We start from the raw sequence: 19138 nt of genomic DNA on the forward strand, positions 1-19138 counted from the left end.
AAAAGGTCAATGAGCCTGATTTCGTTGTCTTTCCCTATGGCATCATCTATCGATGAGGCAAAAAGCGGGAGTTGGTTTCTGTTGGTTCCGTTGATAAATTTCATACTTAAATATACAAAAAATCAACGAGTTGCGCAAGTTGTTTGAGCGATTTTTAGTACAAATTATTTAACAGGAAGAAAGGAGGTTATTAGACAGTTTGACGTATCGTGGCTTTGCGAGGATTTTCGGCAAAGTATGCGGAAATCTTCGGATTCAAGACCTAAAAACAACAGACACAAACTATTAATTAAATTAATCACGATGCCGAAAATCTTGCAAAACCACTGTTATGCGTTCGGCTTTTTAATCACTACAAATTATGAAAGCAACATTAACTTATTTTAAGAACTCAAATACAGGAGAATTGATATTTAGACAAATATTTTCTGAAACTGATATTACTGGAATCCCTGATTATTTTTATGATAAAAATAGAAAATCAATAGACAGACAAGATTTAAACGGTTTTGTTGAGATTTCAGAAAAGAAATTTAATCGAGAATCTAAGTGTTCCAACGAAGCTGACGCATAACTTGTATATAGGTCTGACGACGTCCGACTTATCCACCCTAAATTGGGTTGATAGGTCTGATAAACGTCAAACTTTATTTATTTTCAAATATATAAATAAATCGCTGAAAATACTTATAAAAAAAAACAGTAATTCATTTATTTTCAAAGATATATTATTTCCATGCAGGATTATTACGGTAAACCGTAAGCGGAGTTATTTATTGCAAAATCCCTAGCCCCGACAGCAGTGGAAAGCCTATGCCGGTTGAAAACCGCTTTTTTCTGGTGGTGGCAGAGCGACCAAAGGAAGCTCCTGACAGCGGCTAGAAAAAGGGTTTGAAACCAAATAGCTTGCAGCGTAGGGCGGGAATTGCTCCTGAAAAAAGATCTTGAAATAAATTCAGGATAAAAAAAAATTCCCCAACTACTTTCGTAATTGGGGAATTTAATTTGAGGTATCGAAACGGTTATTAGTTCACAATAACCCATTGTCCAGAAGCGATTAGGCTTTCGGCTTTTTTGTATTTCATTTCTTGTGTTTGTCCGTTAGCCACGTTTTGAATCGTTACGTTGTCATTGCGATTGATTTTTGGCATATCTCTCACGATAGTTTCGGTAACTTGTCGTTGTTGCGTTTGACCAGCTTCACGATTTGCAGTTTCGCTACTGATGATTTCATCTTTCGAAGTAGTGTAATCTTCTACCGGAGCAACTTCTTTCGCTTCTTGAATTTGTTGGTTTTCCTGAGCCGGTAAATCACCTTTGAATAAGAATGAAATTACCTCTTTGTTGACATTGTCAATCATGGCTCTAAACAAATTGAAGGCTTCCAGTTTGTAAATTAGCAACGGATCTTTTTGTTCGTGAACTGCAAGTTGAACCGATTGTTTCAATTCGTCCATTTTACGCAAGTGTTTTTTCCAAGCTTCATCTACAATTGCCAAAGTGATGTTTTTCTCGAAATCAGCTACCAGTTGCGCACCTTTTGTGTCATAAGCTGTTTTTAAATCAGTAACCACATTCAACGATTTTATTCCATCCGTAAACGGAACAACGATGCGCTCAAATTGGTTGTTTTTATCTTCGTAAACGCTTTTTATGATTGGGAAAGCTTCTCTGGCACTTCTTTCCGTTTTCTCTGTATAATATTCTAATGTTGCTTTATACACTTTTCCTGTTAACTCCATTTCGCTCAGCTTAGTGAACTCACTTTCGGTAACCGGTGACGTGATTGAGAAATAGCGAATCAATTCAAATTCAAAGTTTTTGAAATTATTAGTTGCTTTATTATCATCAATGATTAGTTCGCAGGTATCATAAAGCATGTTGGCAATATCTAATTTCAAACGTTCTCCAAACAAAGCGTGACGACGACGTTTGTAAACTACTTCACGTTGTGCATTCATAACATCATCGTATTCCAATAAACGTTTACGAACGCCAAAGTTATTTTCTTCTACTTTTTTCTGAGCACGTTCGATAGATTTTGTCATCATCGAGTGCTGAATCACTTCACCTTCCTGTAATCCCATTCGGTCCATTACTTTAGCGACTCTTTCAGAACCAAACAAACGCATTAGGTTATCTTCAAGAGAAACGTAAAACTGAGAACTTCCGGGATCACCTTGACGTCCTGCACGACCACGTAACTGACGGTCAACACGACGTGAATCATGACGCTCTGTTCCTACAATTGCTAATCCACCAGCGGCTTTTACTTCGGCAGATAATTTAATATCGGTACCACGTCCCGCCATGTTCGTTGCAATAGTTACCACACCGGGTTTTCCGGCTTCTTCAACAATTTGCGCTTCTTGTTTGTGCATCTTTGCATTCAATACGTTGTGTGCAACGCCACGCATTTTCAACATTCGGCTTAATAATTCCGAAATCTCTACGGAAGTTGTACCAATAAGAACTGGTCTTCCTGCTTTAGATAATTCACTTACGTCTTCGATAACGGCATTGAATTTTTCACGAGTTGTTTTATAAATAAAATCCTCTTTGTCTTTTCTGGCCATTCCTCTGTTCGTAGGAATTTCTACAACGTCTAATTTATATATTTGCCACAACTCACCCGCTTCAGTTACTGCGGTTCCAGTCATTCCTCCCAGTTTGTTGTACATTCTGAAGTAATTCTGTAACGTAACGGTTGCAAATGTTTGAGTAGCCGCTTCGATTTTTACATTTTCTTTGGCTTCAATCGCTTGGTGCAATCCGTCAGAATAACGACGACCATCCATGATACGACCGGTTTGCTCATCAACAATCATGATTTTGTTGTCCATGATTACATATTCTACATCTTTTTCGAATAAAGCGTAGGCTTTCAAAAGTTGTGTCAAAGTGTGAATACGCTCGCTTTTTACACCGAAATCCTGAAACAATTTTTCTTTTTCTTCGGCTTCTGTGTCTTTATCTAATTTTTTCTTTTCGATAGCGGCAATTTCAGTTCCAATGTCCGGAAGTACAAAAAAGTCAGCATCAGTATCTCCGGAAAGGTATTGAATTCCGTTATCCGTCAATTCTACCTGATTGTTTTTTTCTTCAATAACAAAATACAATGCCTCATCAATCTTGTGCATTTCTCTTTTGTTATCCTGCATGTATTGATTTTCAGTTTTCTGAAGCAATTGTTTAATTCCTTCTTCACTCAAAAATTTAATTAAAGCTTTGTTTTTTGGCAACGCTCTGTAGGCTCTTAGTAATTGAACTCCACCCTCTTTAGTTTTTCCTTCCTTGATTAACTTTTTTGCTTCGGATAAGAAACCGTTTGCCAACTGTCTCTGGATACTTACTAAGTTTTCAATTTTCGGTTTCATTTCCATGAATTCATGACGATCTCCTTGTGGAACCGGACCTGAAATAATTAATGGAGTTCTGGCATCATCAATTAAAACTGAATCGACCTCATCGACAATCGCGAAATTGTGTTTTCGTTGCACTAAATCCTCTGGCGAATGTGCCATATTATCTCTTAAGTAGTCAAAACCAAATTCATTATTGGTTCCGTAAGTGATATCAGCGTCGTAAGCTTTTTTTCTGCCTTCTGAACTTGGTTGGTAATTGTCAATACATTCTACAGTCATGCCGTGGAATTCGAACAATGGCGCTTTCCAGGTGCTATCTCTTTTTGCCAAATAATCATTTACGGTTACTAAATGCACACCGTTTCCAGTCAATGCATTCAAGTAAAGCGGTAAAGTTGCCACCAATGTTTTTCCTTCACCTGTTTGCATTTCAGCTACTTTTCCTTCATGCAAAACCATTCCGCCAATTAATTGGACATCATAGTGAATCATGTCCCAAGTAATTTCTTTACCTGCAGCACTCCATGAATTTGCCCAAATAGAAGTATCACCATCTAATGTGATGTAGCTTTTTATTGCCGAAAGTTCACGGTCTTTTGGAGTTGCCGTCACCACTATTTGCGTGTTGTCTTTGAAACGTCTTGCTGTTTCTTTTACCACTGCAAAAGCTTCCGGAAGAATTTCCATCAATGTTTTTTCCGAAATATCGTAGGCTTCTTTCTCAAGTGCGTCAATAGCTACGTAGATATCTTCTCTTTTGTCAATATCTACAATGTTTTCCACTTCTTGTTTCAGAGCTTCAATTTTCGTGTCTTTTTCCGAACGAGCTTGTTTTATTTTGTCTTTAAAAAAGATCGTTCTCTCTCTAAGTTCATCATGTGATAATGTTTTTAGAGGTTCTTCGAAAGTTTTTATTTTGTTGAGATAAGGTTGTAAAGCTTTGACATCTTTTTGAGATTTATCCCCAACAAAGACTTTAATAATACTATTTATAAAACTCATGATATGTTTTTATTTCTAATTGTGTAATTCTGTAAATTTAAACCAAAAAAAAGCCTCTTTTGAGACTTTTTTATTGGTTTACCTTTTAATATTCATCCTCATTCCAAAGATAATCTTCGTCCGTAGGATAATCTGGCCATATTTCTTCCATTGATTCATATATTTCGCCTTCATCCTCGATAGATTGAAGGTTTTCTACCACCTCTAATGGAGCTCCTGCTCTAATAGCGTAGTCAATAAGTTCGTCTTTGTTAGCAGGCCACGGTGCATCACTAAGATAGGATGCTAATTCTAATGTCCAATACATCTGTTGTCGATTTAGTTTTGTGCAAAAATAAATTTTTTACTGAAAAATACAAGTAAAAAATGATTTATTTTTAGTTAAAGTTAAGAACGTTTTATTTAGTATTCAGTGTTCGGTCCCGACGCTTCGGGATTAGTGTTCAGCTTTAAACTGTAAACTTACAACTGTAAACTGCCAGCTACTTCCTCGGAATCCATTGAACTTCGGCAGCTTTCAAGTCATGAGACAACTTTCGTGCCAACACAAAAAGGTAGTCAGAAAGTCGGTTCAAGTACTTGATTGCGATTTCAGCAACGGGTTCATTGTGGCTTAAATGGACCGCTAAACGCTCTGCTCTTCGACAAACACAGCGTGCAATATGACAATATGACACGGTAGTATGTCCGCCAGGAAGTACAAAATGAGTCATTGGCGGTAATGCCTCTTCCATAGCGTCAATTTCATTTTCCAATAATTCAATATCAGATTCGATAATTCCCAAATTTTTCAAACGAAGTTCCCCGTTTTTCATCACTTCTTTTTCCGGAGGCGTTGCTAAAATAGCACCAACAGTAAACAAACGATCCTGAATTTCGATAAGAATTTCTTTGTAATGCGCATTCATTTCCTGATCGCGAATCAAACCAATATGAGAATTTAATTCGTCAACAGTTCCGTAACTTTCTATTCGGGCATGGTCTTTTGGAACTCTGGTTCCGCCAAAGAGTGCTGTTGTTCCTTTATCCCCGGTCTTTGTATATACTTTCATCCGTCGAAGGTTTATTTGATTTTTAAAAAAAACAAATTTAAGCTATTAATTTTATTATTGCTTCAACAAATCGTTCCAGTGAATTTTCACTTAGATCAAAATACAAATCGGGTTCTATGCATTCAATTTCCATTAAATAGAGTTCGTTTTCAATAAGGATTCCGTCAACTCTTGCGTACAGTAGATCCTTTGGTAAGGAATCAACAATTTTTTGTGCTTTTTCAATTAATTCCTTATTGGGTTGAACCAAAGTATATTTTCCTCCAAAGAGGGATTGTACCCTAAAATCGCCTTCAACGGGTTTTTTATTTACCGCGTGTGAGAATTTTTTATTGAAAAAGATAAAAGAAGTTTCACCCAATGTTTGAATCTCCGGCATGAATTCCTGCAAAAGCAACTCTTTCTCAGCCGCAATAGTTTTGTATTTCTCGCTTATGGCTTGAATTTCGGAAATTTCGAAAACTTCGGTAAGATAAGATCCTGCCGAAAATGCCGGTTTTATTACGGCTTTTTTCCAGTGTGGAGGAATCAGTTCAGCAAGATTGAGGTGTTCCGTCTTGTCAATGAAAACGGTTGGCAAAATGGTGATTCCTTGCTGTTCCATTTCACGCAAATAGAACTTATGGATGTTTTGCGTGATTATTTTAATTGGGTTCAGCGTTTTTATTTCCAGTTGCGCTATTTGGTCAAGCCAAATTTTAAACTCGGTTTCTTTTTCGAAATAGTCCCAAGTATTGCGAAAAATTAAATAATCAAAATCAGTCCAATTGATGGTTTTGTCACTCCAAATAGCGGCGGTGGCTTCTATATTATGTTTGGCCAAAGCCGGAATTATTTTTCGATCTTCGGGATTTAAATCGGGAAGTTTTTCGCAGGTGAGTAAAGCGATTTTCATTTTTGAGTAGGTATTATTTGGAATGTTAGATGGTATCGTGTTTGGGATTTCCTAGCCCGGATAAAAGTGGAATCCTCTTTCTTGACATTCAGACGAAGGAAGAATGGCAAGAGAGAGATAGAGCGGATAGCCGGAAAAAGCTCCCGAAAAAAAAACTATTTGGTTGTATCGCTTTCAATAAGTCCGTCACGCAAACGAATGACTCTGTGAGCATATTCAGCAATTTCCTCCTCGTGTGTTACCAGGATTACGGTGTTGCCATTGGCGTGAATGTCTCCAAAAAGTTTCATGATTTCGAGCGATGTTTTGCTGTCCAGATTTCCGGTTGGCTCATCGGCAAGGATGATAGAAGGTTTGTTGACCAAAGCGCGGGCAATGGCTACACGCTGGCGTTGTCCTCCCGACAGTTGATTGGGCTGGTGGTCCATTCTGTCGGCAAGATTTACCTGTTCCAAAACTTCAGTGGCGCGTTTGTTTCTTTCGGATTTAGAAAAACCGGCATAAATCATCGGTAAAGCCACGTTGTCTAAGGCGGTTGTTCGGGGTAAAAGGTTGAAAGTCTGGAAAACGAATCCGATTTCTTTGTTTCGAATTTCAGCTAACTCATCATCTTTCATCTGACTGACGTCTTTTCCGTTCAGAATATAAGTCCCGGAAGTTGGCGTGTCTAAGCAGCCTAATAAATTCATTAAAGTTGATTTTCCAGATCCTGAAGGTCCCATTAATGCTACATATTCGCCTTTATTTATTTCTAAATCAATGCCTTTAAGAACATAAACGATTTCATTTCCAAGTACAAAATCTCGTTTGATATTGGTTATTTTGATTAGCGGGTTTGCCATTAGAATATATGATTTTTGACCTTCGACTGTGCGCAGGCTGCTATTAAATTAGATTTTAAAAGTACAAAAACTTTTGAATTATTAATAAGTAGTCCTTTTTAAAATTTGTTACACAATCTGACTGCCGAAATTTCAGACTTTAGATTTGTTTTTTTTGACATGTTGCCGTGATAGTGGATTTTATAAGTTCATGTGTACATAAAATTTGGGTTTAACATTTTACATAATTTCAGACTCAATTTATAGAATTCACACTATTATAATTTTTATTTCACAATTAATTAAATAACTTACATAATTATTGGTTATATGTTGAATATAACACAATGTTATTTACATTTGTTTGATAAAAATTAATCAAATCGATATTATGAAAAATACTAAACTAGCATTAGGATTAGCGGTAATCGCTATTGGATTTACATCTTGCAAAGATGAAAAAGCGGAACAAGCAGAGAAAAAAGTTGACACGTATGTAATGTATGTAGATTCATTAGGTAATGTTACTGCTGAAGACGCTAAAAGTAACTGGGAAGGAATAGAAGCTGCTTACCTAATAAGAAGCGGAGAAGCTGAAGCAGCTATCGCAAACATGAAGGATAATGTGGAGGCGCAAGCACGTCTTGATGCAAGTAGAGCCAAATATGAAGCTTTGAGAGCTAAATATGAAGCTCAAAAAGCGGAGGCTGAAGTAGCTGTAGCAGCGGCAGCACCTAACCCAAAACAACAACTACGAAATGCATTGTTTGGTGAAGGAAAAATGGGTGAGGACATGAATTTTAATTGGGTAAATGCAGCTAACATTCACAATGTTTACCAACAATTTGTGCATACTGCTGAGGATAATAAAGACAGATATTCTCGTGAAGACTGGGATGAAATTAAAGTAATGTATGAGGCCCTTGACAGCAGAAAAAATACTGTTGAAAAAGAAGGACTTTCTTCTGAAGATAATAGAAAAATTGCTGGTTTGAAAGCAAAATTCGGCCCAATGTATACATTGAACAGAATGGGAGCTAAATCAGGAGAAATGAAAAGAGCTAAAGAATAGCGAATAATGAATTCAATATTAAAAATGACAGTCAGCGATGGCTGTCATTTTTTTTACGTTAAATTCTTATTATAAAATGTTCTTTGGGTTGTTCTCTTCTAAAAAACACCAATCCCCAATGAAACGTATCAATAGTTACTGTCACTTTGGGATGTTTTTTTATGATTTCCCACGCTTCTTCCATTTGTGATGACCAATGAATGTCATCGAATATCCAAACGGTTTCGTTCGTAATTGTCGGAAGTAATTCTTCGAAATAATCTAAAGTCGCTTTCTTGGAGTGATTTCCGTCGAAGTAAATTAAGGAAAAGTGTTCAGTGTTCAGTTTGAAGTGTTCAGTTGTATCTGGTGATGAATTCCGTTTCTCTAAATAAGAATTAAACGTAGTTACAATAGATTCTACATTGTTACAATTGAATTTTTGGAATTGTAATTGAGCAATTTTTGCAGTTTCTGGACAACCTTCTAAAGTGATTATTGTTGCTTCTCTTACAGAGCTTCGGGACCCTAAGGAAAGTGCTGAAGTCGCTAATCCCAGTGAAGTTCCGATTTCTAAAATAGTTGAAGGCCGAAAATAATTGGTGACTCTAAATAATAATTCGGCTCGCTTTGAAGTAATTCCCGCTGTTTTGGCAATTTTGGAAATAATTCTAGTATTCGATTTAAAAACTTTCGAACCCGCCCCAAAATCAGTGACTTTAATCAGATTGTTGTTTGCTAAAAGCGATTTTCTGTAATTCTTTAAAATCTTATATTCCGGTTTTGTCTTTTTGTCGTAAAAACATTTCGTCAATAAACTAAATACAAACGGAGAATGTACAGCATGCTCATTTTTTGAGTGCCAAAGGAATTGTAAATACGATTTTATTTGGAATAACATAAAGATAGTTGCAAAGTAGGCGCGAAGATAGTAAGATAATAGTCGAATGTCAAAAACGCAACAACATCATCTTCATGCTTGGATTTGCGAGTTTATGAGTTTAGAACTTTACGACGTTAAAAAGTCTATATTTGCGCCCTTAGAATTTGCACTAGAATAAGACCCATTTTTTACAATAATGATTGAACAGATAGAACATAAAAGTGCCATAAGCTCCGAAGAAATTGACCGATGCATCGCTATTTTGGCACAATTGAATACCGATACGGACCAAATATTTGATATTCCAAAAGAACAACGAACAGCTTTGATCAAAGCGGCGGGAATGTTTTCCAGACCCGATCGTGACGAGCTTTCCCGGAGAAAAAAAGACGGAAAAGTGGCTGCCAAACGCAAAATGGAAAAGCGGGACCGAACCGCCCGAAAGGAAACCGGAATTCGACATGCCCGTGAAGCTAGTATTTTTGTGGCACCCAAATTATTGGCTTCACATGACCTTGCCCACAAAGAACAATTAGAACTGGAAACGCCACGAAATTGTTACGTTTGTAAAACCGAGTTTACTAAAATGCACCATTTTTACGATACGATGTGTACCGAATGTGGTGATTTCAATTATGCCAAACGTTTTCAAACCGCAGATGTAAAAGGACAAGTCGCCGTTATTACAGGTTCTCGTCTGAAAATTGGATACCACATTACGTTGATGTTGTTGCGTGGTGGAGCCACAGTTATTGCAACAACTCGTTTTCCAGTGGATTCCGCTTTGCGTTTTTCTAAGGAAGTTGATTTTATCGATTGGGGACATCGTTTGAAAATTCACGGATTGGATTTGCGGCACATTCCCAGTGTAGAGATTTTTTGCAATTTTATTGAGCAAAAATACGAGCGTTTGGATATTCTGATTAATAATGCAGCGCAAACTGTGAGACGTCCAGCCGGATTTTATACGCATTTAATGGAAAACGAAGAACGTTCCATCGCCTCTTTGCCACAACAGGCTAAAGAATTATTACTGGATCATACCAATTGTCTGGATGAATTAAAAGTATTGACTTCAGGAGCTTCCTCCAATCAAAATATGCCAGTGACTTGGCACGGACCAGAACCTGGTATTGGGTTGCGGGCTTCCGCCAAATTATCCCAGATTCCGTATTCATTTGATAATGCCTTGGTGGCGAATGAAGTTTTCCCTGAAGGAGAACTCGATGCCGATTTGCAGCAAGTAGATTTGAGAAAAATCAACAGCTGGCGTTTGCGATTGGGACAAATAGAAACTACAGAAATGATCGAAGTGCAGCTTGTGAATTCGGTGGCGCCTTTTGTATTATGTAACCGCCTTTCGGAAGTAATGAAGAAAGACAATACTGGAAAAAAACACATCATCAATGTGTCGGCAATGGAAGGGAAGTTTCATCGCTTTTTTAAGGAAGACCGTCATCCGCATACCAATATGGCCAAAGCCGCTTTGAATATGCTGACGCACACTTCATCTGGAACTTTGGCAAAAGATGGGATTTTTATGAATGCGGTAGATACCGGTTGGGTAACCGACGAAGATCCCGCAGAATTGGCCAAAAGGAAACAGGAAGAAGAGGATTTTCAACCGCCATTGGATATTGTGGATGGAGCAGCACGAGTGATGGATCCGTTGTTTGACGGAATCAATACAGGAAAACATTGGTGCGGGAAGTTTTTGAAAGATTACAATCCAATTCCTTGGTAATTATTAGCTTTCAGTCGCAGTTTTCAGTTGAACAGTCGTAAGTTTTTAATTGAACAATCTTTTATCAGATAAAAATAATAGGATTGTTCTTAATTCTTACCAAGTCTTTTTTTTGCCACAGATTTTACAGATTCACACAGATTTTATAAGCATTTTTAAAAGAATCTGTGAAAATCTTATGTAATCTACGGCTAATTTTATCGCTTTGGTATTAGTCACGGAAAGACGTAAAAAACCAAACCCACAACAGAATGTAATTTTGTTGTGGGTTTTTGTTGATTGTTATTTGCGCAGTCAAAGACATTTACACACCTAACCAAGAACTATTGTAAGTTTTGAAGAGCGGGCGGAACTTAAAAAAGAACAATTGGCAGCTCATGTTGACGACTACCATCTTTAGCACTTGATTCAAATAAAACGAGGGTTAATTTAGAATTCTCTCGTTTTTTCTGGACAGCAATTGTAAAGTCAAAGTTGCCCCACTCGGGAGCTCCCGCATCAGTCATTTGAAAACCTTTCATTAACTCGTCGTGTCCGTCTTCAATAATCCAGTTAAAATTTGCCTCAAAGATTTGCCCTTTTCCGCGTACTCGAAATTTATTTTCGTCTATCCGTTCCACAGTTACTTCTTTGAAACGTTCATTAGAATATTGCTTAGGAATCAGATTTTCTGACTTTTCAGCCTTTACTACTTTCGTGGTTTCAGGAGTGGTTATTAAAGTGTCATTCACAACAATAGTGTGTTGAGTTTCGTTCTTCTTGCATGAGAATAAAAGTAATGCCGATAACAAAATTGTCCATCTCATAATTGTGTTTTTAGCTTTATTTTTCAGTGCCTTGAGTGTTTGTATAGCTTGCAGTCCGATTCCTTGGTAAAAACTTCACATTTGTAAAATAAAAAAACTTAGCAAATTAAATTCTGTTGTGGTTATTATTTGTGGCTGATGCTATAGACAAGGAAAAATTTTCAGCGCTATCGAAACATTAATATATCAGATATTATGATTAAAAATGCTAATTCTACTAAATCTTTAGAATCTCCAAATGCCTATTAATACGAGTCTTACTCCTTTTTATCTAATATTCTTTTAATCGGCGTCAGATATTTGGTTTGGAAATGCTCCTTTATTTTTTCATTTTCTTTGTATGAAAAATCTTTATTGACATCTTTCCAATTTCCAATATCTAAACCTTTATTTAATGCTACAAACGCTAATTTAGTATTAGTACTATTACCGCGTATGCAAATATTCAGAATTACATTTTGATCCGGGTTATAAAAATAAATCAAAAACCAATGATTTTTTGATTCTTTGTCAATCAATTCAAATTCTCCTTCATTGCGAACAGAAACTTTTGGCGTATTGAATTCGGAATATTCTTTTTTAAATTGTTTTATAGCATCTTTTACCTCTTCTACAGAATAATTTAACTGATAGATTTCTGCATCAGCATAACTACCCGCCGAAATTATATTCAATTTTTTCTTTACTTCATATAAAAAGGAATTATTCAGTATTAAAATTGTAGATAAACTAAATAAGACTGCTATGGTAATTACGAGTTTTTTTGTCATTATTATTTAGGGTTTCTGGTAACTTGTATTTAGGGTCTTACAAAATCATCCCACTCTTCCCAAAACTAGATGGCTTGGTCTGACAAACATAAGACTTTATTTCTCTCAAAATTATATAAATAAACTACAAACTGTTAAATGGACTTTAAATTATTTCTAATTTTTCTTACTAATTTAAAGTTGGTTTTTGCTAAAAAAACAAACCCACAACAAAATCAAAATTCTGTTGTGGGCGCAAAATAAATAGCACTAATGTTCGGTACTGCAAACTGTGACTGAACACTGAATACTAATTCTATCCTTCAATCTTCGCAGAAAGCTCAAACCAGCGTTCTTCTTTCTCTTCAATTTTATTGATGATGTTTCTCAATTCGTTCGCTTTCTTTTCAATGTCAGCTTCGGCAATTTTCCCTTCTGAGAATAATTGTTCAATATTCGCTTTCTGAATTTCTAAATCCTTGATTTCTTTCTCGGTTTTCTGGAATTCTTTTTGCTCGTTGAACGTCAAGTTTCCAGTTGGATTATTTTGTTTCCAGTCTTTCTTGTCGGCTTTGTTTTCCTCTTTTTGAGCAACATCAGCACTATCTTCATAAGCTCTAAAATCAGAATAGTTTCCAGGAAAATCTTCCACAACACCATTACCTCTGAAAATGAATAAGTGATCCACAATTTTATCCATGAAATACCTATCGTGAGAAACTACAACTAAACATCCAGGATAATCCAAAAGGAAACTTTCCAAAACATTCAGCGTCACAATATCCAAATCATTGGTAGGCTCATCCAGAATCAAGAAGTTTGGATTCTGAATCAAAACTGTACACAAGTACAAACGTTTCAATTCTCCACCGCTCAATCTATCGACAAAATCGTATTGTTTTTTAGCATCAAATAAGAAACGTTCTAACAATTGCGAAGCCGAAATCAATTTTCCTTTCATCAAAGGAATGAATTCTCCATATTCCTTAATCACATCAATCACGCGCTGTCCCGGTTTAGGGTTGATTCCACTTTGGGTGTAGTAACCCACTTTTATGGTTTCGCCAATCACCACTTTACCACTGTCAAGCGGAACGTTTCCGGTCAATAAATTTAAAAAAGTCGATTTTCCAGTTCCGTTTTTCCCAATGATTCCAATTCGTTCGCCACGTTGAAAATCAAAACTGAAATTATCCATGATCACATGATCCTTGAATTTTTTGGAAATTTTGTGAAGCTCGATAATCTTGCTTCCCATACGTTCCATGTTGATTTCCAGTTCTACTTTATTTTCACGACGGCGACTTTGTGCTTTTTCCTTAATGTCATAAAAATCATCCTGACGCGATTTTGACTTGGTTGTTCTCGCTTTTGGCTGGCGGCGCATCCATTCTAGTTCTTTCACAAAAAGATTCTGCGCTTTATCCACACTCGAGTTTTCGGATGCGATGCGTTCTTCTTTTTTCTCTAAATAATAGGAGTAGTTTCCTTTGTATTGGTATAATTTTCCGTTATCCAGTTCGATGATTTCATTACAAACACGCTCCAGAAAGAAACGGTCGTGTGTCACCATAAACAACGTAATATTTTCTTTGGTAAAATAACTTTCCAACCATTCAATCATCTCTAAATCCAAGTGATTCGTCGGTTCATCCAGAATCAATAAATCAGGACGATTGATTAAAATGATAGCCAATGACAACCTTTTTTTCTGTCCACCAGAGAGATTTTTTACTTTCAGTTTAAAATCTTCTAACTTTAGTTTGAACAAAATTTGCTTGTACTGCGTTTCAAAATCCCACGCATTGTGCTGATCCATTCCGTCAAAAGCTTTTTGGTAGGCTTCTTCATCTTCCGGATTTTCTAATGCTTTTTCATACGCTTCAATCACTTTCAAAGTCTCATTATCCGATGCGAATATGCTTTCTTCAATAGTCAGTTCTTCCTGCAAATTGTTATTTTGCGAAAGGAAGGCCATTTTTATGCCTTTTCTCAAAACAACTTGACCAGTATCGGATTCTTCAAGACCATTAATGATGCTCATAATAGTCGTTTTTCCAGAACCGTTTTTGGCTATGAAGGCAATTTTTTGATCTTTATTAATTCCAAACGAGATGTCTTTAAACAACGTACGTTCACCAAAAGATTTCGAGATATTTTCTACAGAAAGGTAATTCATGGGTTTAAATAGCTTGTAAACAGCGTTTTTGTATATTTAAAAAGGTCTAAGTCTTTAATTTAGTCTCTAATGCAAATTAGATGTTAATTATTAGTTTTTTGCAAATATAGCTTATTTAGAATAAACAAAAAAGATAGCTTTACGCTATCTTTTACATTGGGCTTTCAATAACTCACTTACCTTATATCTCTTCGGTTTGGACATGCTAACTTAGCCATCACAGAAAGTTAAGAAATAATCTTAATTTTAACCTATGAAACAAGTGCGCAAAATTTATGACAAAGCTTTCAAAGAAAAAGCGGTCCAATTGAGTTATGAGAGAACAAACATATCAGAACTGGCCAGAGAGCTGGGAGTAACAGCACCACAGTTGTACAAATGGCGCAAAGAGTTCGAGGAGTTTGGAGAGGGAAGTTTTCCTGGAAAAGGGAATTTAAAATTAAGTCCCGAACAAGAAAAGATTCACGAACTGGAGAAAAGACTTAAAGATGCCGAGTTAGAGCGAGATATATTAAAAAAAGCAATCGGCATTTTTTCCAAGAGCGGTCGATGATTTATAGTTTCATTAAAAACAATGAAGAATTATTTCCGATTGAAAAAATGTGCAAAGTTCTACAAGTGAGTAGTGGAAGTTATTACCGATGGAAAAAACAGACAATCACTGCAAGACAGCAACGAAAAATCGCCATAAAAGAAAAGATAACATTGATTTATTTTAAATCCAAACAACGATACGGAAGTCCTAGAATAATATTAGAACTTTGGAGTATTGGTTATAAAATTTCAAGAATTACAGTAGCAAAATATATGAAACAGCTAGGCTTACGAAGTAAATTAAGCAAAAAATTCAAATTAACAACCAACTCAAATCATAATTATTTAATCGTCGAAAACATATTAAACAGAGAGTTTACTGTAAAAATGCCCTCAAAAGCTTGGGTTTCGGATATTACCTACATCCAAACCAAAGAGGGATTTGTATACCTGACAAAGATTATGGATTTATATGACCGAAAAATTATAGGTTGGAGTTTGAGCGATGGAATGAGTACAGATGAAACTACGCTTGGAGCTTGGAAAATGGCGGTTAAAAACCGAAATATTGAGGAAGGTTTGATTTTTCATTCCGACAGAGGTGTTCAATATGCAAGCAAAAAGTTTGTAAATGTTCTTGATTCCTATAAAAAAATAAACCGTAGTATGAGTCGCAAAGGAAATTGTTGGGACAATGCAGTAGCGGAAAGCTTTTTTAAATCCTTGAAAACTGAATTAATTTATGGAAACAAACTGATTTCTAAGGAACAAATGAAACTAGAAATCTTTGAATACATTGAAATTTGGTACAACAGAAAAAGGAGACATTCAGCTTTGAATTATGCAACTATTGAAGAATTTAACAATCAAATTAATTACAAAAATGTAGCTTAACTTAATGTGCAGTTTTCGTTTGCATATCCAGGTCAATTCTTTTTTGATTTCGCAAACATCAGCGATTTCCTTAAGATAGGCATTCATTTTTTGGTTTGTCAAAATAGGGAGGAGGCGTTTCTCATTTTTGCAAACAGGATGCTCGGCATATTTGTCGATGATTTCTTGTGCCATTGGCAATAATGGAATTTTGGACGCGGTATCGGTTTTTTGCCGGTTTTTGAATATCCACTTATCGCCATCTATCCCCAAGGCAATATTGTCTAACGTTAATTGTTTCACGTCGATATATGCCAAGCCTGTAAAGCAGCTGAAAATAAAAATATCGCGAACGAGTTCCAATCGCTCAGAGAGAAATTCTTTGTTGATCATTTGCTCTATTTCGGCTTCAGACAGGAAATCGCGAACGACTTCTTTGACTTTTGCTTTGTAATTGGAGAAAGGATCCTTGTTGAGCCAACCATTGGCCAAACACTGGTTGATGATCTTGTGGAAGTTCTTGATGTATTTAACGGCGGTGTTATTGGCACATTTTCTCTCGCTGCGCAGATAGAATTCATATTCCATGATAAATGGATGATCAATTTTTTCGATATTGATGTCTGTAATATTGTATTTCCAGAAGAGGAAATTTTTGGTATGCTTTAACGAAGTTTCATAGCGCTCCAATGTTCCAGGTGCATATTCTTGACCCACTAATTCCTTAATTTTGCGGTTGTGTTCCTGGAAGATTGGGATTAACATTCGCGCCCGTTCTTTTTTGCCTTGAAACTCATTTTTGAAACTCTCAAAGGTAATTTCAATCTGGTTCATAAAAAGTTTTTTCTCGGTTTCGTAAACGATGGCTCTCATCATGTCAAGACGACCATTTATCAGCCGCGCTTCTTCGGTGTTGCCTTTCATTTTAGATGCTTCAGGAGACCATTTGCGTTCTTCTACAAACAATCCGGTACTCACGTCAAAGCGTTGGCCGTTGATAGTGATACGTTGGTAAATTGGCATTTGTGCCTGTGCGTTGACTTTAGATTTTCTTAAATAGTAAAGTACTGTGATTTTTGTTTTCATAGTGGCAACCTTTAAATTGATAATTAAATTAGTTTAAATGTCAATATAAGTCAAGATGTTCATTCTGTGAACGGCATGTTTTACTAGGGTTGAGCCAAAATTCGGTGCACTTTTTTTTACCAGAAGTACAAGTGCACCGATTGTGCACCGATTTTTTGAGAACTAATGAATAAATTGGTTATTCGGTGAAAAGAAAAAACCCCTTAAACAGTGATGTTTAAGGGGTTTTAGTTCATTTTGAGAATTCTCTCGCGGAGAAAGAGGTTCTTCCACCTACCTTAAAACGCTAACGTTTGCTATACTTCCCAGAGGTTACTTTTATAGGGTAATCCACAGAGTAACTCTCATTTTGTTTTACTATTAATTTATGTTAATATTTATTTTGTTTTACAAATATATAAATTAATCAATCACATATTAAATTAGTTTTAAAATTGTTCCAACGTGCTGTAGGGAATCCTTGGGAATCCCGTGCTAACTCTTATAAAAACTCAGAATTTTGCATTGTTAATTTAAAAATGTAAAAAAAAATGAGTAAGACAAGTATCGAGTGGACACAAGACAAATTGGATAGAGCACTATTTGAATATAGTAATTCAATAACCTATATTAACCAAGCAAAAGCTTATGGTTATAAGTTTTCGTTATCTATTTTTCAAGAACTTAGCAAAATGCACCAAAGAAAAACGGACAAAGTAGGTGTTTGTTTCCAAACCAATTTTCTAAACGAATTAATAAAAGACTTTTTAGAAAATGAAAGACCAATTGAAGCAACTTTTTTAAAGCTTCATAAATGGTTTAGAGAATTAATATTGACCAAAAAAGATGCAATCGACTGGGAAAAAGTAATGATGGCAAGCCCTGAAAATCTTATTGAAATATTACGAAGCCATTCGTATATATTACCTAATAAAATCTATTGGCAAATAGTAAGTGATTGTTATACCCGTTCGAATTTAGCTCACAGTCATATGCATATAATCTTGGATTATTTAAGTGATAAACGACCCGATAAAGATTATTTGATGGATGAAGAGGAAAGGGAGTTTTTTATTAACCTACCTGATGAAGTAACCATTTATCGAGGTTGCACTAAAAAAGAAATTAGATCAGGTAACTTCCGTATTAGCTGGACACTCGATAAAATAGTCGCTGAGTTTTTCGCGTACACTTATATAAATCCTATACATGAAGTTAGAAACGAAGAAAAAGACATATCAAAGTTTGATGTCATTGAAAAGACTGTAAGTAAAAAAGATTTACTTTGTTACTTTGGCGGTCGTGAAGAAGCCGAGGTTTTATATATACCAACTAAATAAGACATATATGAGTGAACTAATACATAAATTTATGTATTAGTTCACTCATATATGTCTTATTTAAATAACGTGGTTAATCTGTCTTAATCCATTTTTTTTCATAATTTCGATAATTCACAAACATTCATTCATTAAACTTTTGTGCTTAATCTGTGCTGTTGTATATGGCTTTACTGATGAAAGACTAGGTTGAAGTCTGTCAACTTCTCTTCCAGATTGCTTTTTTGGTAGATGCTCCAATTGGGTGGTCTGTAGTCGTTCTGATTTTATTTGACAACTCTTTTTTTCTATTATCATGTTTAGTCCAATTTTTTGCAAACACAAGCATTTTATCTAATATCTCAATTCTCTCTTCATCTTCATTATTAGATAACGAATTATGATTTGAAATTTCATTCATTAATAATTTAGAATTTTTTTCTTTTCATGAAAAAGTACCATGTAGAGCCGCAGGTAAAATATTATCTAATGTTTTTAATGTAATTATTACAATGATCGATAGCACAACTTTTTTAGATCCAATGTGCGTATCATTATTTGACAATTATTATGGCATTGAAATGTGTAGAAAAAGGAATTAATTTAGGACTTGATGATAATATAAATCATATGAAAATGTCAAATTATATTTTTAAAAAATTGGATCCAATTAACTATTAACTATGTTTTATATAAACAACTTAAACTTTTGAAACTCTTCTTTTCTATGGGTGTGGTTAAGTGAATAAATATGGGACTAAAATTGGTTTATCGCAGATTATGATACAGGAGTTGATTTG

15 protein-coding genes and 1 pseudogene are annotated in these 19138 nt (G+C 35.5%); 5 read left to right on the top strand and 11 right to left on the bottom strand.

The genetic code is table 11. From position 1 onward, the window contains the following. Positions 1-361 precede the first annotated feature (361 nt). Positions 362-574 (top strand): hypothetical protein, encoded by a 213-nt coding sequence (locus tag BMZ76_RS14635; RefSeq protein WP_091208638.1) that lies wholly within the window; start codon positions 362-364, stop codon positions 572-574. A gap of 451 nt (positions 575-1025) precedes the next feature. Here BMZ76_RS14635 and secA read toward each other — a convergent pair whose 3' ends face one another. From secA to BMZ76_RS14660, 5 genes are all read right to left on the bottom strand, one after another. Continuing rightward, on the bottom strand, positions 1026-4367 hold the full coding sequence (secA, locus tag BMZ76_RS14640) for a preprotein translocase subunit SecA (protein WP_091208641.1): 3342 nt from the start codon (positions 4365-4367) through the stop codon (positions 1026-1028). Positions 4368-4452: 85 nt separating this feature from the next. Next, on the bottom strand, positions 4453-4674 hold the full coding sequence (locus BMZ76_RS14645; protein WP_007138072.1) for a DUF2795 domain-containing protein: 222 nt from the start codon (positions 4672-4674) through the stop codon (positions 4453-4455). A gap of 175 nt (positions 4675-4849) precedes the next feature. After that, entirely contained in the window at positions 4850-5419 is a 570-nt protein-coding gene (locus tag BMZ76_RS14650; RefSeq protein ID WP_091208645.1) for a cob(I)yrinic acid a,c-diamide adenosyltransferase, read from the bottom strand. A gap of 37 nt (positions 5420-5456) precedes the next feature. Next, positions 5457-6314, bottom strand: a complete 858-nt coding sequence (locus BMZ76_RS14655; RefSeq protein ID WP_091208649.1) for an ATP-grasp domain-containing protein — start codon at positions 6312-6314, stop codon at positions 5457-5459. Between the two features lie 155 nt (positions 6315-6469). Beyond that, positions 6470-7156: an ABC transporter ATP-binding protein gene (locus tag BMZ76_RS14660; protein ID WP_091208652.1), complete on the bottom strand. Its 687-nt coding sequence runs from the start codon at positions 7154-7156 to the stop codon at positions 6470-6472. Between the two features lie 370 nt (positions 7157-7526). Here BMZ76_RS14660 and BMZ76_RS14665 point away from each other — a divergent pair, with 370 nt between their 5' ends. Beyond that, complete coding sequence (locus BMZ76_RS14665; protein WP_091208655.1) at positions 7527-8207, top strand: hypothetical protein; 681 nt, start codon at positions 7527-7529, stop codon at positions 8205-8207. A gap of 58 nt (positions 8208-8265) precedes the next feature. On the opposite strand, the gene BMZ76_RS14670 is transcribed toward BMZ76_RS14665, so the two are convergent. Then, a complete protein-coding gene (locus tag BMZ76_RS14670) occupies positions 8266-9087 on the bottom strand; it encodes an O-methyltransferase (protein WP_091208658.1) in 822 nt (273 codons plus the stop codon). A 178-nt stretch (positions 9088-9265) separates the two neighbouring features. On the opposite strand from BMZ76_RS14670, the gene BMZ76_RS14675 reads away from it, so the two are divergent. Beyond that, entirely contained in the window at positions 9266-10813 is a 1548-nt protein-coding gene (locus BMZ76_RS14675; RefSeq protein ID WP_091208661.1) for an SDR family NAD(P)-dependent oxidoreductase, read from the top strand. Between the two features lie 353 nt (positions 10814-11166). Here BMZ76_RS14675 and BMZ76_RS14680 read toward each other — a convergent pair whose 3' ends face one another. From BMZ76_RS14680 to BMZ76_RS14690, 3 genes are all read right to left on the bottom strand, one after another. Next, entirely contained in the window at positions 11167-11619 is a 453-nt protein-coding gene (locus BMZ76_RS14680; RefSeq protein WP_091208664.1) for a Gmad2 immunoglobulin-like domain-containing protein, read from the bottom strand. 257 nt (positions 11620-11876) lie between these two features. Next, entirely contained in the window at positions 11877-12389 is a 513-nt protein-coding gene (locus BMZ76_RS14685; protein ID WP_091208667.1) for a hypothetical protein, read from the bottom strand. A 295-nt stretch (positions 12390-12684) separates the two neighbouring features. Next, positions 12685-14547: an ABC-F family ATP-binding cassette domain-containing protein gene (locus tag BMZ76_RS14690; protein ID WP_091208671.1), complete on the bottom strand. Its 1863-nt coding sequence runs from the start codon at positions 14545-14547 to the stop codon at positions 12685-12687. 253 nt (positions 14548-14800) lie between these two features. Here BMZ76_RS14690 and BMZ76_RS14695 point away from each other — a divergent pair. Beyond that, positions 14801-15975, top strand: a pseudogene (locus tag BMZ76_RS14695) (IS3 family transposase). Here the strand turns inward: BMZ76_RS14695 and BMZ76_RS14700 are convergent. Next, positions 15910-17040 (bottom strand): site-specific integrase, encoded by a 1131-nt coding sequence (locus tag BMZ76_RS14700; RefSeq protein ID WP_244281834.1) that lies wholly within the window; start codon positions 17038-17040, stop codon positions 15910-15912. The pseudogene BMZ76_RS14695 and the gene BMZ76_RS14700 sit on opposite strands and share 66 nt — an antisense overlap. A 530-nt stretch (positions 17041-17570) precedes the next feature. Between BMZ76_RS14700 and BMZ76_RS14705 the strand changes: the two genes are divergently transcribed. Beyond that, positions 17571-18359 carry a hypothetical protein gene (locus BMZ76_RS14705; RefSeq protein ID WP_091208674.1) on the top strand — a complete coding sequence of 263 codons (789 nt, stop codon included), beginning with the start codon at positions 17571-17573 and terminating at the stop codon, positions 18357-18359. A 199-nt stretch (positions 18360-18558) separates the two neighbouring features. Here BMZ76_RS14705 and BMZ76_RS14710 read toward each other — a convergent pair whose 3' ends face one another. Further along, positions 18559-18759, bottom strand: coding sequence for a hypothetical protein (locus BMZ76_RS14710; protein ID WP_091208679.1), 201 nt, complete (start codon positions 18757-18759; stop codon positions 18559-18561). Positions 18760-19138 lie beyond the last annotated feature (379 nt).

Origin of the sequence: Flavobacterium xueshanense, assembly GCF_900112975.1 — a bacterium.
GTDB lineage: Bacteria > Bacteroidota > Bacteroidia > Flavobacteriales > Flavobacteriaceae > Flavobacterium > Flavobacterium xueshanense.

What these genes read in the sequence shown, in the direction of transcription:
- BMZ76_RS14635 (WP_091208638.1), top strand. Translation starts at nt 362, where the DNA reads ATGAAAGCAACATTAACTTATTTTAAGAACTCAAATACAGGAGAATTG.
- secA (WP_091208641.1), bottom strand. Translation starts at nt 4,367, where the DNA reads ATGAGTTTTATAAATAGTATTATTAAAGTCTTTGTTGGGGATAAATCT.
- BMZ76_RS14645 (WP_007138072.1), bottom strand. Translation starts at nt 4,674, where the DNA reads ATGTATTGGACATTAGAATTAGCATCCTATCTTAGTGATGCACCGTGG.
- BMZ76_RS14650 (WP_091208645.1), bottom strand. Translation starts at nt 5,419, where the DNA reads ATGAAAGTATATACAAAGACCGGGGATAAAGGAACAACAGCACTCTTT.
- BMZ76_RS14655 (WP_091208649.1), bottom strand. Translation starts at nt 6,314, where the DNA reads ATGAAAATCGCTTTACTCACCTGCGAAAAACTTCCCGATTTAAATCCC.
- BMZ76_RS14660 (WP_091208652.1), bottom strand. Translation starts at nt 7,156, where the DNA reads ATGGCAAACCCGCTAATCAAAATAACCAATATCAAACGAGATTTTGTA.
- BMZ76_RS14665 (WP_091208655.1), top strand. Translation starts at nt 7,527, where the DNA reads ATGAAAAATACTAAACTAGCATTAGGATTAGCGGTAATCGCTATTGGA.
- BMZ76_RS14670 (WP_091208658.1), bottom strand. Translation starts at nt 9,087, where the DNA reads ATGTTATTCCAAATAAAATCGTATTTACAATTCCTTTGGCACTCAAAA.
- BMZ76_RS14675 (WP_091208661.1), top strand. Translation starts at nt 9,266, where the DNA reads ATGATTGAACAGATAGAACATAAAAGTGCCATAAGCTCCGAAGAAATT.
- BMZ76_RS14680 (WP_091208664.1), bottom strand. Translation starts at nt 11,619, where the DNA reads ATGAGATGGACAATTTTGTTATCGGCATTACTTTTATTCTCATGCAAG.
- BMZ76_RS14685 (WP_091208667.1), bottom strand. Translation starts at nt 12,389, where the DNA reads ATGACAAAAAAACTCGTAATTACCATAGCAGTCTTATTTAGTTTATCT.
- BMZ76_RS14690 (WP_091208671.1), bottom strand. Translation starts at nt 14,547, where the DNA reads ATGAATTACCTTTCTGTAGAAAATATCTCGAAATCTTTTGGTGAACGT.
- BMZ76_RS14700 (WP_244281834.1), bottom strand. Translation starts at nt 17,040, where the DNA reads ATGAAAACAAAAATCACAGTACTTTACTATTTAAGAAAATCTAAAGTC.
- BMZ76_RS14705 (WP_091208674.1), top strand. Translation starts at nt 17,571, where the DNA reads ATGAGTAAGACAAGTATCGAGTGGACACAAGACAAATTGGATAGAGCA.
- BMZ76_RS14710 (WP_091208679.1), bottom strand. Translation starts at nt 18,759, where the DNA reads ATGAATGAAATTTCAAATCATAATTCGTTATCTAATAATGAAGATGAA.